The sequence below is a fragment of the Streptomyces mayteni genome, assembly GCF_054783955.1.
The window spans coordinates 1-13,472 of sequence record NZ_BAAGPR010000034.1 but is presented as its reverse complement, the minus strand read 5'-3'; the positions used below and the strand labels follow the sequence as shown (position 1 = coordinate 13,472).

Sequence of the window (13,472 nt, the reverse complement as noted above, 5' to 3'; positions counted from 1 at the left end):
GAACGAATCGAACTCGCTCAGCATGACAGTTCCTCGCGCCGGCCCCATTGACACCTTCGCTGGTCTGGACCAATCTGTCTGGCCAACGGTGGCCACCGTTTCCTCCCGAGCACCCCCACTACTTGACGCTACGGAGGCGAGCGTGGACAGCACCAACCTGCGCCGGCTGCTCGGCGCGACGGCCCTGGCCGGCGCCCTGGCTCTCACCGGCCCCGCCCTGACCGCGGGCGCGAACGACCTGGAAACGGCCGAGGCCACGGCGGAAGCCGTCGCGCCGACCGCGGTCCCCGAGCACGCCCTGACCGGCTACTGGCACAACTTCAGCAACGGGTCCGTCGTGCAGAAACTGCGCGACGTGTCGGACGAGTACGACATCATCGCGGTGGCGTTCGCCGAATCCACCACCACCCCGGGACAGATCGACTTCACCCTCGACCCGGTGCTCGGCTACGCGTCCGAGCAGGAGTTCAAGGACGACATCGCCGCCAAGCAGGCCGAAGGCGTCTCGGTCATCATCTCGGTCGGCGGCCAGAACGCGAGCGTCTCGGTCACCGACAGCGCCTCGGCCCAGGCGTTCGCCGAGTCGACGCTCGGCCTGATGGACGAGTACGGGTTCGACGGCGTGGACATCGACCTCGAACACGGCATCAACGCGCAGTACATGACCCAGGCCATGGAGGCCGTTCGCGCCGGGGCCGGGGCCGGGCTCGTCTACACGATGGCGCCGCAGACGCTGGACATGCAGAACACGAGCACGCCCTACTTCCAACTGGCCCTGAACACCAGGGACTTCCTGACCGTCGTCAACATGCAGTACTACAACAGCGGCTCGATGCTGGGGTGCGACGGCCAGGTCTACTCGTCGGGCGGCGTGGACTTCCTCACCGCGCTGGCCTGCATCCAGCTGGAGAACGGCCTCGCACCCTCCCAGGTGGGCCTCGGCGTCCCGGCCTCGCCCAACGCGGCGGGCTCCGGCTATGTGGCGCCCAGTGTGGTGACCGCCGCGCTCGACTGCCTCACCAAGGGCACCCGCTGCGGGAACTTCGTGCCCGACCAGACCTGGCCCGACCTGCGCGGGGCGATGACCTGGTCGGTCAACTGGGACGCGCACAGCGGCAACGCCTGGTCGAACGTCGTCGGCCCGCACGTACGCGGCCTCTAGGAGAACAGACGGTAGGCCGCGTCCACGCGTCGCCCGTAGCGCCGCGGGCGACGCGGAGGCTTCCCCCCTTCGGGTGATAAGCGGCCGGCTCGGTCCAGCACGGATCGAGACCCGACCCGGGAGCCGGGACGCGAGCCGCCCACGGCGACCAGTTCGAGGGCAGGGATGGCAGCCTGGGTATGACAGGATCCGGTGCTCCATCGCGGAGCGGAGGGAGGCGTCGGTGATCGACAGGTTCACGGACGGGATGATCACGCCTGCTGAGACCGCTTCCCACCTTCAGATCCCGCAGTCCACCCTGCGCTCCTGGCTGCAGGGCAAGGCCGCCGGGGCCCCACTCGTGCACAGGGTCGAGCCCGTCCGCAGGGGGCAGCCCTCGGTGCCGTTCGTCGCCGTGGCCGAGGCCTACGTTCTGCGCTCGCTGCGGGAACTCGGGCTGCGGATGAGCGAGATCCGGGAGGCCGCCACAGCTGTGCGAGACGCTTTCGACACCCCCTACGGCCTGGTCTCGCGCCGCATCGCCACGGACGGGGTGGACATCTTCGTCGAGCATGGCCTCGGCGACCTGCGCCGCGCCAGGGACGGGCAGGCACCCATCCGCGAGGTCGTCGCCGGTTATCTGCGATATCTGTCCTGGAACCCCGGCGACGAGTTCCCGATCAGTCTTCGGCTGCGGCAGTATCCCGAGTCGGTTCCCGTGGCCATCGACCCGAGGTTCGGGCACGGTCTCCCGGTGATCGAGGCGAATCGGGTGCCGGTGAAGGCGGTGACCGACCTCTGGGAGGCGGGGGAGTCGGTCGAGGACATCGCCTACGAGTACGACATGGAAGCGGACCAGGTCGACGCCCTGTGCCGAGCCGTGGTGCGCCTTGCCGCCTGAGTTCTTCCTCGACCGGAACCTCGGGCGGCGGGTCGCTGAGGAGTTACGCGCGCGGGGCTGGACGGTGCACCGTATCGGCGAGGTGTTCCCGGCCGACGCACAGGACATCGCCGACGAGGACTGGATCGCACACGGTCTCGACCAGGGGTGGGTCCCCCTGTCCAAGGACGGCCGCATCAAGACGCGGGATCGGGAGATCGAGCCGGTCCGGGACCGGGCCGCGGTGCTCTTCTACCTGGACAACCAACAACTGCGCGCGCTGGAGATGGTGAGCCGGCTCGACCACAACCGCGAGGCCATACACGCGGCGATCGTCCGGGGCGGGCCGGCGGCCTACGCCGTCCGGATCGACCGGATCGACCGTACCTGGCCCTGAGACGACGGCCGGCGGGCCCCTCACGCCCCGGTGGGGTAGACCGCCGGGACCGGCAGGCGGAGGCGGGCCGCCGTCTCGGCCGTGTCGCGGGTCATCAGGTCGTGGAGGGTGGACATCGCGGTCCGGCCGAGTTCGGAGCCATCGACGTCGAGGGTGACGCGGCCAACAGCCGGGGCTTGGGTTTCGCGATGCGAGAAGCGAGCGCTCTTTCTGTGGAATGGGTGGCGGGTCTTGACCCACCCTCCCGCCCTCCTGGGGTGCGCCGATCACCTCATGTGACGCATTGGACACAGTTGGCTCCAACGGCGTAACGTGCGGCACAGCGGACAAAAACGAGCCCCGCCGGTGTTGAGACCACCGAGCGGAGCTCTGACCACGAAGATCGAAACAAAGGGAAAAAATCCCGTGGCTTCGCCCAATCCTAGCCCCGTCACGCCCTCCACCGCACACCCGATGGCACGCTCCGGTTACGGAAAGCGTTCGGCCCCCGGTCAACGGTCCCGCACCGGACACGACTTCGAGCACCTGCACTGGCGCGACGCCGCCATCGCCCACCACATCGACCGGCTTCCCGAGGGCGCGGACATCTCCATCAAGGGCCTGGCCGGCCAGCTCACGTTCGGACAGATGGCCGTGTCCACCTCACTGCGCCGCCTCTCCGAGGCCGGACACCTGCGCCGGGTCAACGAGCGCGTCGACGGCGCGCCGCAGTGGGTCACCCGCACCTACTTCTCCCGCACGGCACGCGACGACGCCTGGTGGGAAGCGTTCCTCACCGGCGGCCAGCAGCCGAAGGACTGGGACGAGGAGCAGAAGCCGGTCCGCTCCCGTGCCTACGCGGCCCTCGCCCGGCTTGGCGAGACCGATGCCCGGATGATGCTGTCGGCCCGCGACTGCGCGGAGTTGGAGAAGCTGGCCGTGCCCTGGTTCGAACGAGGCGCGACCGAGCAGCAGTTCTGGCACGCGCTCACCGCGGGGTTGCCATCGCAGGTGTTCTCGGCGTGCGGGATCGCCCGCCGCCGATTGGCGGAGAAGCTGCCGCCGGAGCGAGCTCGGCCGAAGGCCGGACCCTCGGTTCGCCGCATCCTCGAATGCACGGTCTGCGCGGCGCCCGGCCGCCCCGAAGCACTCCCCGGGGGCATCTGCGGCACCTGCCGAGGCGAACCCGCCCCGTCGTCGGAGCGACCAGGGGCGAACGCCAGCGCGCACGCGGCCAAGATCCGCACCGCGCTTCGCATGGGCCGCGCCCGCAGGCCGGCCGCGGTCTGAGAAGAAGTAGGTTGTTCCGATGGTGGACGTGGGGGTCAGCGAGTTGCGGCGGAGCCGTGATCGGCTCGCCAAGCGGGGAGAGGCCGCCGAACAGGCGGGGGAAGTCGCGGTTGCCGGGCTGTTGCTCTTCTACGCCGCCGAGTGCGCTTTGAAGGCCGAGGTGCTGCACTGGGTTCTGCGCCGCGAGGACACCTCGGCCTTACCCAGTGACCTACGGACGCACAATCTGCGCCGCCTGGCGAAGAAATTGAACCTGCCGCCTCTCCCAGCCGGCCCTGACCCGTTGCGCTGCCGTCGACACAAGGGCGGCGCCTGGATCGAGAGCAACGACCTGCATGAGGCATGGCGCTATGGTGCGGAACTGCGTGCGGATGATCAGAGGGCGGCGTTGGAAGCCTTGAAGTCACTGGTGATGGACGCCAGGAAGGGATCTTGAGCGCTATGGCTGGCAAGCTCTTCACCTGGGTTGACATCGATTCCCAACTGGCCGAGGCAGCCCTCGGGGAGGAAGGGGGGGAGTGGCCCGCTTGGCTGCTGGAGGTCGACGCGTGGTGGGACGGGGTGGAGCTGACGGTTCACCCCGGCACAGGAGTGGCTGACGTCCGGGCGTGGTTGGATCGTCAGTTCGGCCTGGGATCAACCGCCGAGCACGAGGGCGGTCTTCTTCATCTCGCCCTGGACCGTCCTACCAGCCACGTGCAGGAGTCGCTTCCCGTGCGGTTGGCCGAGTCCACGGATATCCGGATGGTCGCGCGCCGTCCGAAGCTCAGCGAACGCCGTGTCACCTCGGCGTTGACAGAAACCCTTCCGCGCCCGGAAGCGACGCGATTCGCCGGGGACACGCAGGTCACCGCGTTCCACTCGTTCAAGGGAGGTGTGGGACGCACGCTGCATGCCGTGGCGCTGGCTGACCGGCTGGCCTCCGAGGGGCAGCACGTGCTCCTCGTGGACGCGGACCTGGAGGCGCCCGGCATCACCTGGATGTACCAGGCCCAGGGGGGGCGCTGCGACATCGCGTACGAGGATCTCCTCGCCCTCCTTCACTCCTCCCAGCGGGGCGATCCGACCCAGGCGGTGGAGATCGCCGCCGCCTATCTGCCGAATCAGCGGGTCTCGCGATATCCGGGGACAGGGCGGGTGACCGTCCTTCCCGCCAGTCGGCGCAGGCGTCTCGGGCCGCCCCGGATCGGGCCCGCCGACCTCCTGACCGAGGACCGCTCACCGTACTTTCTCAGTGAGTCACTGGCGGCCCTCGCGGTCGCCGCCGAGGCCGATACCGTCGTGCTGGACCTCCGGGCCGGAGCTTCCGAACTGGCGGCGCCGATCCTGTTGGACCCCCGGGTGATGCGGGTCTTCGTGACGACAATCAGCAGCCAGTCGCTCCGTGGCACCGAGACCATGATCCGGCAGTTGGGCGCGCAGTCGCCCGCAGTGGCGGGGACGGATCCCACGCCGGGGGCGATCGTGACGCAGTACCGGCTTGACGTCCATGACTCTCATGCCGAGCGGGCACGCGGCGCGCTCTCGGCAGCCCTGTCATCCACGATCGCCTTGTCGGAAACAACCGCCGACGCCTACCCGCAGGAGGAACTGGCGGTCGACGAGCAAGTCCTCACCAAGCCTGTGCTGAGTCCCTTCCGCGAGGAACTGCTGGCGCTTCCGCCGACCTGGGACGCGGTCATCGAGGTCATCAGGCGCTATGGCCTGCCCGGCCTGCTCGGCGAATTCGCCCCGAGCAGGCCATCGACGACACCGGCACACCTTGAGGAGCCGGCCAGGCTGGAGGGGCGTCGGCGCGCCCTCGAAGACGCGGCAGGCCGACTCGTCTTCGCTGAGCGGCGCGGCATGGACACGGGTCTCGGGTTCCTCACCACCGAGCCGATGCGACGACTGATTGCGGATCACAGCACCGATCTCCCGGTAACGGTCGTCGTGGGCGCGAAGGGCTCGGGCAAGACGTTCACCTACGCCAGGATGTGCGCCAGTGGCACTTGGGAGGCGTTCGCGCGAGAGAGCGGGCAGGGCGTTGAGCGGTCCGCCATGGTGGTTCCCGTGTTGGACCCGGCGAACATCTCCGATCCGCAAGCCGACGTGACGTCGCCGCAGACGTTGAGAGACCGCGCGGCGGGCGGGGCTGGCGTTACCGCGGTTGAGATCCGGAGGCATCTCAACGCCGGTCTGCGGGACGAGCACGCCGACGACCCCGGGTTCTGGCGGCTGCGCTGGCTGGAGTGTCTGGCATGGTCAGCAGGTGCCGAACGGGATGAATCCGCCGAGGGCTACCTGATCAATCGGACGTTGGACGCGTCCGGGGCCTGCGTCTTCGTCATCGACGGCCTGGAGGACTGGCTTGAGTCGGTGGACGGGGAACCCAAGCGCGTCGCGTTGCGGACGTTGCTCATGGACATTCCCGCGTGGCTCAGCATGCTTCGCCATCGCACGCTTGGCCTTGTGGTCTTCGTGCGCCAGGACCTGGTCCGCTCGGCGATCAGGCAGAACCTCGGCCAGTTCCTCGACCGCTACTCTCCCTATGAGCTGCGATGGGACACCGAGGATGCCCTCCGACTCGCCCTCTGGGTAGCGACCAATGCCGACGCGACGTCCCCACATCGCTCGATCGCCGATATGGGCTACGACGAGATCGTCCAGGCGCTCCAGCCTCTCTGGGGTGCGAAGCTGGGGACGGACAGCTCGCGCGAGGCACGGTCCGAGCGCTGGGTTCCCGCAGCCTTGTCGGACTTCAATGAACAGATCCAGGCTCGCGACGTTGTTCGTTTTCTGCGCGAGGCGGCGAGCGCCTCGGTCGGAGATGAGCGCTGGCCGGACCGGGTCTTGACTCCGGCGGCTATGCGCAACGCCCTGGGCGCCTGTAGCCGCGCCAAAGTTGACGAGATCAACCAGGAGAATCCGCGTTTGGGAAAGCTTCTCCGGGATATCTCCGCCTTCTCGGACTCCGTCAGAATGCCCTTCGACGCGGCAGACGTGGCACTGACGGCCGATGACGTCGAAGCTCTGGAGCAGTGGGGTGCGCTGGCCAGAGATGCTGACGGCCGCTATCGCATGCCCGAGATCTACCGTCACGAGCTCGGTTTCCGCACGCAGGGGAGGGCCCGGGTGGTCCGGGGCCTCTGAACGGGAGGGCGTCCGCTCTCACGCCCCGGTGGGGTAGACCACCGGGACCGGCAGTCGCAGGCGGGCCGCGGTCTCGGCCGTGTCGCGGGTCATCAAGTCGTGGAGGGTGGACATCGCGGTGCGGCCGAGTTCGGGGCCGTCGACGTCGATCGTCGGCATGGTGGTGAGGCCGAGCGCCGTGGCCACCTGGCGTTCGATGGTGATGGCCATGTCGTCGGGGACGGCGATGCCCCGCGCGCCGAGGGCGAAGATGATGCCGAGGCCGAGCGCGGTGGCGTAGGGGATGACGGCGGTCACGTCGCGGTCGGCGATCGCGGGGGCGATCTCCGTGCCGGCCGCGAAGGTCGGCGGCATCGGGTCGAGGATGGCGAGCTCGGCCAGGCCGCGGGTGGCGGCGCTGACGGCCTCGGTGCGCTGTTCGTTCTGCCAGGAGCGGTTGGAGCCGCCGACCAGGGCGATCCGCCGGTGGCCGCGCCGGATGAAGTGGCGGGCGACGGCGGCGAAGGCCGTCGCCGTGTCGGCTATCACCGAGGAGACGCCGGGGATCTCGCGGTCCACCAGCACCGTCGGCTTGAGCTGGCAGGCGGCCAGCGTGCGGGACTCCGAGCCGAGCGGTGCGGTCAGCAGGAAGCCGTCGACCTGGGCGGAGAGCTGGGTCAGTGCCTCCAGGTCCGCGTCGTGGCGCAACGCGTTGACCACGACGGTGAGTTGGAGGCCCGACTCGGCCGCGCGGCGCTGGGCGCCGCCGATGATCGGGGTGAAGAAGGCGTTCTCCAGGGTGGGCACCACCACCGCGACGACGCCGGTGCGGCCGCGCGCCAGCGCGGTGGCGGCGCGGTTGGGCACGAAGCCGAGCCGCTCGGCGCTCTCCCGCACCCGGAGAACCGTCTCGGGTGCCACCAGGGCCGGGCGCGAAAGGGCGCGCGAGGCCGTGGACTTGGAGACGCCGGCGGCGCGGGCGACGTCGTCGAGCGTGGGCACCGGACTCCTCGGGCGTGTGCAGGTGATCTTACCCAGCGTGAGGCGCACTCGGGGACTTTTACAAAGAGTTAATAACGCCCCCTGTACGCCGCACCTCTCGGCAAACTACTGTCACCGCAACCGGTTGCGCAACCGGTTGTGAGTACAGAGAGCTACATCAGAGAGCATCACCAGAGAGTCATCAGGACACACCTTGATCCGTTCGCGCCGAATAGCGCTCGCGCTGTTGCTGCCCGGCCTGGCACTTCTCGTCGGAGGGGTCGTCGCGCCCTCCCTCGTGATGCTGCTTTCGCCACCCCGGGTGGAGACGGGCGAAGTCCTCGACCGGCTGGGCCGGATGCTCAGCGACCCCTACGACCTGGAGATCGTCTGGCGCACGCTCCGCGTCGGCCTGGTCGTCACCGCGATCTGCGTGCTGCTCGGCTTCCCGACCGCCTTCCTGCTGGCCCGCTCCAGGTCCCGCTGGGCCGGGCCGCTGCTCGCGCTGGCGATCTTCCCGCTGCTGCTGAGCAACGTGGTGCGGACCTACGGCTGGCTGGTGGTCCTCGGCAGCAACGGCGTCGTCGGCAAGACCCTGGTCGCCCTCGGCTTCACCGACGAGGCGCCGCAGCTGCTCTACACCGAACTCGCCGTGGTGCTCGGCCTGGTGCAGCTCTTCCTGCCGCTGGCCATCGTCACCTGCTACTCGGCGGTGGCCCAGGTCGACGCCGGCCTCGACGACGCGGCGCGCGGGCTCGGCGCCGGCCGCACCAGGACCATGTGGAGCGTGGTGATCCCGCTCTCCATGCCGGGCATCGCGATGGCCGCCACCCTCGTCTTCGCGGGCGCCGTCACCGCCTACACCACCCCCTACCTGCTCGGCGGCTCCCGGCAACGGATGCTCTCCACCCAGCTCTTCAGCTACTCGGGCGTCACCCTCGACTGGGCCGCCGCCTCCGCGACCGCCATCGTGATGACGATCCTCGTGGTGCTGGTCTACGTCGCGTCGACCCTGGCGACCAGGACGAGGGGGCGGATCCAGTGAAGCGCTCAAGCCCCGTGGCCGCCTCGCTCGCGGTGCTCGGCTACGTCGTGATGATCGTGCCGATCCTGTTCGTGGTCGCCACCGCGTTCACCGAAGGCGAGACCCTGCGGTTCCCGCCCGAGGGCCTGTCCCTCCGCTGGTTCGACGAGGCCACCAGCTACCAGCCGTTCACCGACGCCCTGCTCTCCAGCCTCCAACTCGCCCTGCTCGCCACCGTGTTGGCGCTGGCCGTCGGCATCCCGGCGACGCTGGCGATCATGCGCGGCCGGCTGCCAGGCAAGTCGCTCGTCGAGGGGCTCTTCCTCTCGCCGTTGATCCTCCCGGAACTCGTCGTCGGCCTCGCCCTCTTCCAGCAGCTCATGCTCCAGCTGGAACTCGACAACTTCCAGGCGCTGCTCATCGGCCACACCGCGCTGCTGCTGCCCTACACGGTCCGGGTCACCGGCGCCTCGCTGGTGCTCGCCGACCCGGCCCTGGAGGAGGCGGCGCGCGGGCTCGGTGCCTCGCCGCTGCGCACCTTCTTCGCCGTGACGCTGCCGGTGCTGCGGCCCGGCATCATCTCGGCCGCGCTGCTGAGCTTCGTCACCTCGTTCAACAACGTGCCGATCTCGCTGCTGCTCCAGTCGCGGGACTTCCGCACCCTGCCCGTCACGATGCTCGACTACGTCCAGCAGAACTACACGCCGATCATCGCCGCGATGTCCACGCTGCTGCTCGCCGCCACCGTGGTGCTCGCCGTCGTCGCCGAACGGATCCTCGGCTTCGCCCGCATCTTCGGAGGAATCAACAGATGACCACCGCAGCCGAATTCGTGGCGGTCAGCCGGCACTTCGGTGACTTCACCGCGGTCGACTCGCTCGACCTCGCCATCCGCGAGGGCGCCCTCACCACGCTGCTCGGGCCGAGCGGCTGCGGCAAGACGACGTCGCTGCGCATGCTGGCCGGATACCTCGAGCCCTCCGCCGGCACGATCATGATCGGCGGCAAGGACCACACCACCACCCCGCCGGAGAAGCGCGACCTCGGCATGGTCTTCCAGTCGTACGCGCTCTTCCCGCACATGACGGTCGCCGGCAACGTCGGCTTCGGGCTCAAGCTGCGCAAGGTGCCGAAGGCCGAGCGGACCCGCCGGGTCGCCGAGGCGCTGGAGCTGGTCGGGCTCGGCCACCTCGGGGACCGCCGCCCCAAGGCGCTCTCCGGCGGCCAGCAGCAGCGGGTCGCGCTGGCCCGCGCCATCGCCATCAGGCCCCGGCTGCTGCTGCTCGACGAGCCGCTCTCCAACCTGGACGCCCGGCTGCGGGTGCAGATGCGCGGCGAGATCCGCCGCATCCAGGCCGAGACCGGCCTCACCGTCGTCCTGGTCACCCACGACCAGGAAGAAGCCCTGGAGATGTCCGACCACATGGTCGTGATGAACGCGGGCCGGGTGATGCAGCAGGGCGCGCCCGACGAGCTGTTCCCGGCGCCCGCCAACCGGTTCGTGGCCGAGTTCCTCGGCTACGAGAACTTCCTCACGCTGCCCGAGCGCGGCCTGGTGACGGTGCGGCCCGAGCTGCTGACCGTCTCGCCGGGGGACGTGGCGGGCGGCGAGACGGCGGTGTCCGCGACGGTGCGGTCGATCGCCTACCGGGGGGTCGAGGTCCGCGTCGCGCTCGACGCGGCCGAGGCCGGCGGGGAGACCACCCCGCTGGTCGCCTCGCTGCGCGGCGACGCGCTCACCCCCGAGGACCGCGCCGCGCTGCACCCGGGAGGCAGGGTGACGGTCTCCGCGCGCCCCGACCACCTGGTGTCGCTCGCCGGCTGAAGCCTTGAGTCACACGTACGAACGGAGCACAACCCATGAAGCGGACGCAGCGCACGCGGCGGACCAGACGAGGACTGCCCAACCTGACCGGACTGCCCAGGCTCGCGGTGGGCGCCGGCGCGCTCGCCACCGTGCTGACCCTGAACGCCTGCGGCTCCGACTCCTCGGACGACGCCGGCTCGGGCAGCGAGGGTGGTGAAGGTCTTGAGGGCGCCACCATCGTGGTGTCGACGTTCCCGTTCGGCGTCGAGGACTTCGAGGCCAACATCGTCGAGCCGTTCGAGGAGGCCACCGGCGCGACCGTCGAGATCGAGAGCGGCAGCAACGCCGACCGCCTCACCCAGCTCCAGCTGGCGGCCGGCGACCCCGGCATCGACGTGATGCTGATCTCCGACACCTTCGCCGCGCTCGGCCAGGACCAGGGCCTGTTCCAGGAGTTCGACTCGGGCGACGTGCCCAACCTGGACGCCATCGCCGAGTTCGCGGCGGACGACGCCTACGCCGGGCCCGCCTACACCTACCAGCTCAACGGCGTGCTCTACCGGACCGACGAGCTGAGCGCCGAGGAGGCCGCGGACTGGGGCGTCTTCGGCGACCCGGCCTTCTCGGGGAGGGTCGCGCTGCCCGACATCTCCGCCACCGCAGGCCAGTTGACCGCCTCAGGCATCGGCGAGCAGTTCGGCGAAGGCCCCTACGACATGGACACCGCCTTCGAGACGATGGGCGGCTGGTCGTCCGGCGTGCTGCAGTTCTACAGCTCGACCACCGAGGTCACCAACCTGATCTCCCAGGGCGAGATCGCGGCCGTGCCGACCATCAGCGCCTTCGTCCCGCCGCTGATCGCGGCCGGCGAGCCGGTCGACTGGGTGCCGCCGACCGAGGGCCGCTACATGGCGACCAACCGGCTGATGGTCCCGGACGGCGCGCCCAACTCCGCCGGCGCGTACGCCTTCATCGACTACATGCTGTCGGTCGAGGCGCAGCAGGCCAGCGTGGAGTCCGACCTGCCGGTGAACCCGGAGGTCGCGCCGTCCGAGACGTTCGCCGAGCTGATGGGCGAGGCGGCCACCGACCCGATCGCGGCCGGCTACCAGACGCTCGACCCGCGGCAGCTGGTGGAGAACCGCACCGAGTGGGTGGAGCGGTTCGCCCGCGAGGTCTCCGGCAGCTGAGCCGGGACGTCCCTGATCTGCCCACCCCCCACAGCCCCCGGGCCGGCGACGCGGAGTCACCCTCGCCGGCCCGGGTGTTCCACCTCCGTAAGTGAGCCATGCGAGAGACAGAGAACCAGGCGTCGAACGAACCGACGCCGGCCGCGTACCTGGCGCGGATACCCAAGGCGGACCTGCACGTCCATCTGATCGGCACGGTGCGGGCCTCGACCTTCGCCGAGCTCGCCGGCCGGGCCGGGCTCGACCTGCCGGACGCGCCCGAGGCCATCTGGCGTGACATCAACTCCCTGCCGCCCGACCCCGAGTTGTACCGGAACACCCGGATCCCGGTGCCGCAGGAGCGGTCGCCGGACGAGCCCGAGGTGTCGTACTCGCTGTTCCGGGCGAGCGGCTGGGTCGAGGAGGCGCTGCGCGACGCGGACGACCTCACCAGGATCACCTACGAGGCGTTCGAGGACGCGCACCGCGGCGCCGTCCGGCACCTGGAGCTGCACGTCGACGACGTGCCGCCGCGGCTGGCCGAGGCCGGGCTCGACTTCCACGGCCTGCTCGAGGCGTGCGCCGAGGGCATCAGGCTGGCCGAGCGCGACTTCGGGATGACGGGCCGGCTGATCGGCTCGATCGACCGCAGCCGGGACGCCGAGTGGGCGCTCGACTACGTGCGGCGGGCGGTGGACCGGCCGCACGAGTACCTGGCCGGCATCGGCCTGGTCAACCTCGAACTCGCGGGCCCGCCCGAGCGGTTCGTCGAGGCGTACCGGCTGGCCGGCGACGCGGGGCTGCGCCGCACGGCGCACGCCTCGGAGCACGCGCCGGTGGCGGTCAACACGGCGACCTGCCTCGACCTGCTGGGCTGCGACCGGATCGACCACGGCTACTACGTGCTGGAGGACGACGACCTGGTCGCCCGCTGCCGCGACGAGGGCGTGCCGTTCACGGTCATCTCGACGACGTCGCGCCGCTCCTGGCGGCCGTGGCGCCGCGCGTCGATCGCCGCGATGGTGGACGCCGGCCTGAACGTCGTCCTCGCCTCGGACGACCCGGGCATGTTCCCGACCTCGCTGGCCGACGAGTACCGGATCGCCGCCGAGACGATCGGCGTTCCGCGGGCGCGGCTGCGCGAGATGTCCCTGCGGTCGATCGACGCCGCGTGGCTCCCGGCCGCCGACAAGTCGGCGGCCCGCGCCCGCTTCGAATCCGAACTGGCCGCGCTCGACGCGGAGTTCCCGACGACCGGAGCCTAACCGGCGCGGAGCGCCGGGTACTCACGACGCGGCACCGGCCGGCGGCCGTCTGCCGCTGCGCGGCTTGCGGCCGTGCCGCGACGTGGGCCTGCGGCCCGCGGCGCCGCCGCGGGGCGGCCGGGGTCGGACGTGGGCCCAGGCCGCGCGACCGGCGCCTGCCGGCGCGGAGCGCCGGGTGTTCCTTGGTGCGTGGTCGCACGACGGCCGGCTGCGCTGTGCGGCTTGCGGCTGGCGGCCGTGTTGGCCGTGACGAGGGTCGGCCTGCGGCCCGTGTTGGCTGACGTGGTGCGCGCGCCTGCGGCGGCCGGTGCCTACCGGCGCGGCGCGGCGACGGCCGGCGGCCCGAGGGAACGGCGGGAGCGGCATGTCGCTGCGCGACGGCCGGTGGGCCGGCCGTGGCCCGCGCCACGCGGGCCTGCGGCCCGCGG

At 70.6% G+C, this 13,472-nt stretch carries 12 protein-coding genes; 11 read left to right on the top strand and 1 reads right to left on the bottom strand.

What is annotated here, in order from left to right:
- Positions 1–142 precede the first annotated feature (142 nt).
- The 6 genes from ACYVPE_RS17185 (at position 143) to ACYVPE_RS17160 (ending at position 6,819) form a co-directional block, all read left to right on the top strand.
- A complete protein-coding gene (locus tag ACYVPE_RS17185; RefSeq protein WP_461034485.1) occupies positions 143–1,162 on the top strand; it encodes a chitinase in 1,020 nt (339 codons plus the stop codon).
- Between the two features lie 223 nt (positions 1,163–1,385).
- Positions 1,386–2,042 carry a DUF433 domain-containing protein gene (locus tag ACYVPE_RS17180; RefSeq protein ID WP_461034484.1) on the top strand — a complete coding sequence of 219 codons (657 nt, stop codon included), beginning with the start codon at positions 1,386–1,388 and terminating at the stop codon, positions 2,040–2,042.
- Positions 2,032–2,418 (top strand): PIN-like domain-containing protein, encoded by a 387-nt coding sequence (locus ACYVPE_RS17175; RefSeq protein WP_461034483.1) that lies wholly within the window; start codon positions 2,032–2,034, stop codon positions 2,416–2,418. The genes ACYVPE_RS17180 and ACYVPE_RS17175 overlap by 11 nt, the downstream gene beginning before the upstream one ends.
- A gap of 453 nt (positions 2,419–2,871) precedes the next feature.
- Positions 2,872–3,687: a hypothetical protein gene (locus tag ACYVPE_RS17170; protein ID WP_461034482.1), complete on the top strand. Its 816-nt coding sequence runs from the start codon at positions 2,872–2,874 to the stop codon at positions 3,685–3,687.
- Between the two features lie 19 nt (positions 3,688–3,706).
- The gene (locus ACYVPE_RS17165; protein ID WP_461034481.1) at positions 3,707–4,123 is read left to right on the top strand and encodes a hypothetical protein; all 417 of its coding nucleotides are present in this window, start codon (positions 3,707–3,709) and stop codon (positions 4,121–4,123) included.
- A 5-nt stretch (positions 4,124–4,128) separates the two neighbouring features.
- Positions 4,129–6,819: a KGGVGR-motif variant AAA ATPase gene (locus ACYVPE_RS17160; protein WP_461034480.1), complete on the top strand. Its 2,691-nt coding sequence runs from the start codon at positions 4,129–4,131 to the stop codon at positions 6,817–6,819.
- An 18-nt stretch (positions 6,820–6,837) separates the two neighbouring features.
- On the opposite strand, the gene ACYVPE_RS17155 is transcribed toward ACYVPE_RS17160, so the two are convergent.
- Entirely contained in the window at positions 6,838–7,800 is a 963-nt protein-coding gene (locus ACYVPE_RS17155) for a LacI family DNA-binding transcriptional regulator (RefSeq protein ID WP_461034479.1), read from the bottom strand.
- 193 nt (positions 7,801–7,993) lie between these two features.
- On the opposite strand from ACYVPE_RS17155, the gene ACYVPE_RS17150 reads away from it, so the two are divergent.
- From ACYVPE_RS17150 to ACYVPE_RS17130, 5 genes are all read left to right on the top strand, one after another.
- Entirely contained in the window at positions 7,994–8,824 is an 831-nt protein-coding gene (locus tag ACYVPE_RS17150) for an ABC transporter permease (RefSeq protein ID WP_132815712.1), read from the top strand.
- Positions 8,821–9,618 (top strand): ABC transporter permease, encoded by a 798-nt coding sequence (locus tag ACYVPE_RS17145; protein WP_461034478.1) that lies wholly within the window; start codon positions 8,821–8,823, stop codon positions 9,616–9,618. The genes ACYVPE_RS17150 and ACYVPE_RS17145 overlap by 4 nt, the downstream gene beginning before the upstream one ends.
- Positions 9,615–10,628 (top strand): ABC transporter ATP-binding protein, encoded by a 1,014-nt coding sequence (locus ACYVPE_RS17140; protein ID WP_461034477.1) that lies wholly within the window; start codon positions 9,615–9,617, stop codon positions 10,626–10,628. The genes ACYVPE_RS17145 and ACYVPE_RS17140 overlap by 4 nt, the downstream gene beginning before the upstream one ends.
- Before the next feature lie 35 nt (positions 10,629–10,663).
- On the top strand, positions 10,664–11,800 hold the full coding sequence (locus tag ACYVPE_RS17135) for an extracellular solute-binding protein (RefSeq protein WP_461034476.1): 1,137 nt from the start codon (positions 10,664–10,666) through the stop codon (positions 11,798–11,800).
- Positions 11,801–11,898: 98 nt separating this feature from the next.
- Entirely contained in the window at positions 11,899–13,044 is a 1,146-nt protein-coding gene (locus ACYVPE_RS17130; protein ID WP_461034475.1) for an adenosine deaminase family protein, read from the top strand.
- Positions 13,045–13,472 lie beyond the last annotated feature (428 nt).

Coding starts and splice junctions, on each gene's coding strand:
- ACYVPE_RS17130 (WP_461034475.1), top strand. CDS start 11,899: ATGCGAGAGACAGAGAACCAGGCGTCGAACGAACCGACGCCGGCCGCG.
- ACYVPE_RS17135 (WP_461034476.1), top strand. CDS start 10,664: ATGAAGCGGACGCAGCGCACGCGGCGGACCAGACGAGGACTGCCCAAC.
- ACYVPE_RS17160 (WP_461034480.1), top strand. CDS start 4,129: ATGGCTGGCAAGCTCTTCACCTGGGTTGACATCGATTCCCAACTGGCC.
- ACYVPE_RS17170 (WP_461034482.1), top strand. CDS start 2,872: ATGGCACGCTCCGGTTACGGAAAGCGTTCGGCCCCCGGTCAACGGTCC.
- ACYVPE_RS17140 (WP_461034477.1), top strand. CDS start 9,615: ATGACCACCGCAGCCGAATTCGTGGCGGTCAGCCGGCACTTCGGTGAC.
- ACYVPE_RS17165 (WP_461034481.1), top strand. CDS start 3,707: ATGGTGGACGTGGGGGTCAGCGAGTTGCGGCGGAGCCGTGATCGGCTC.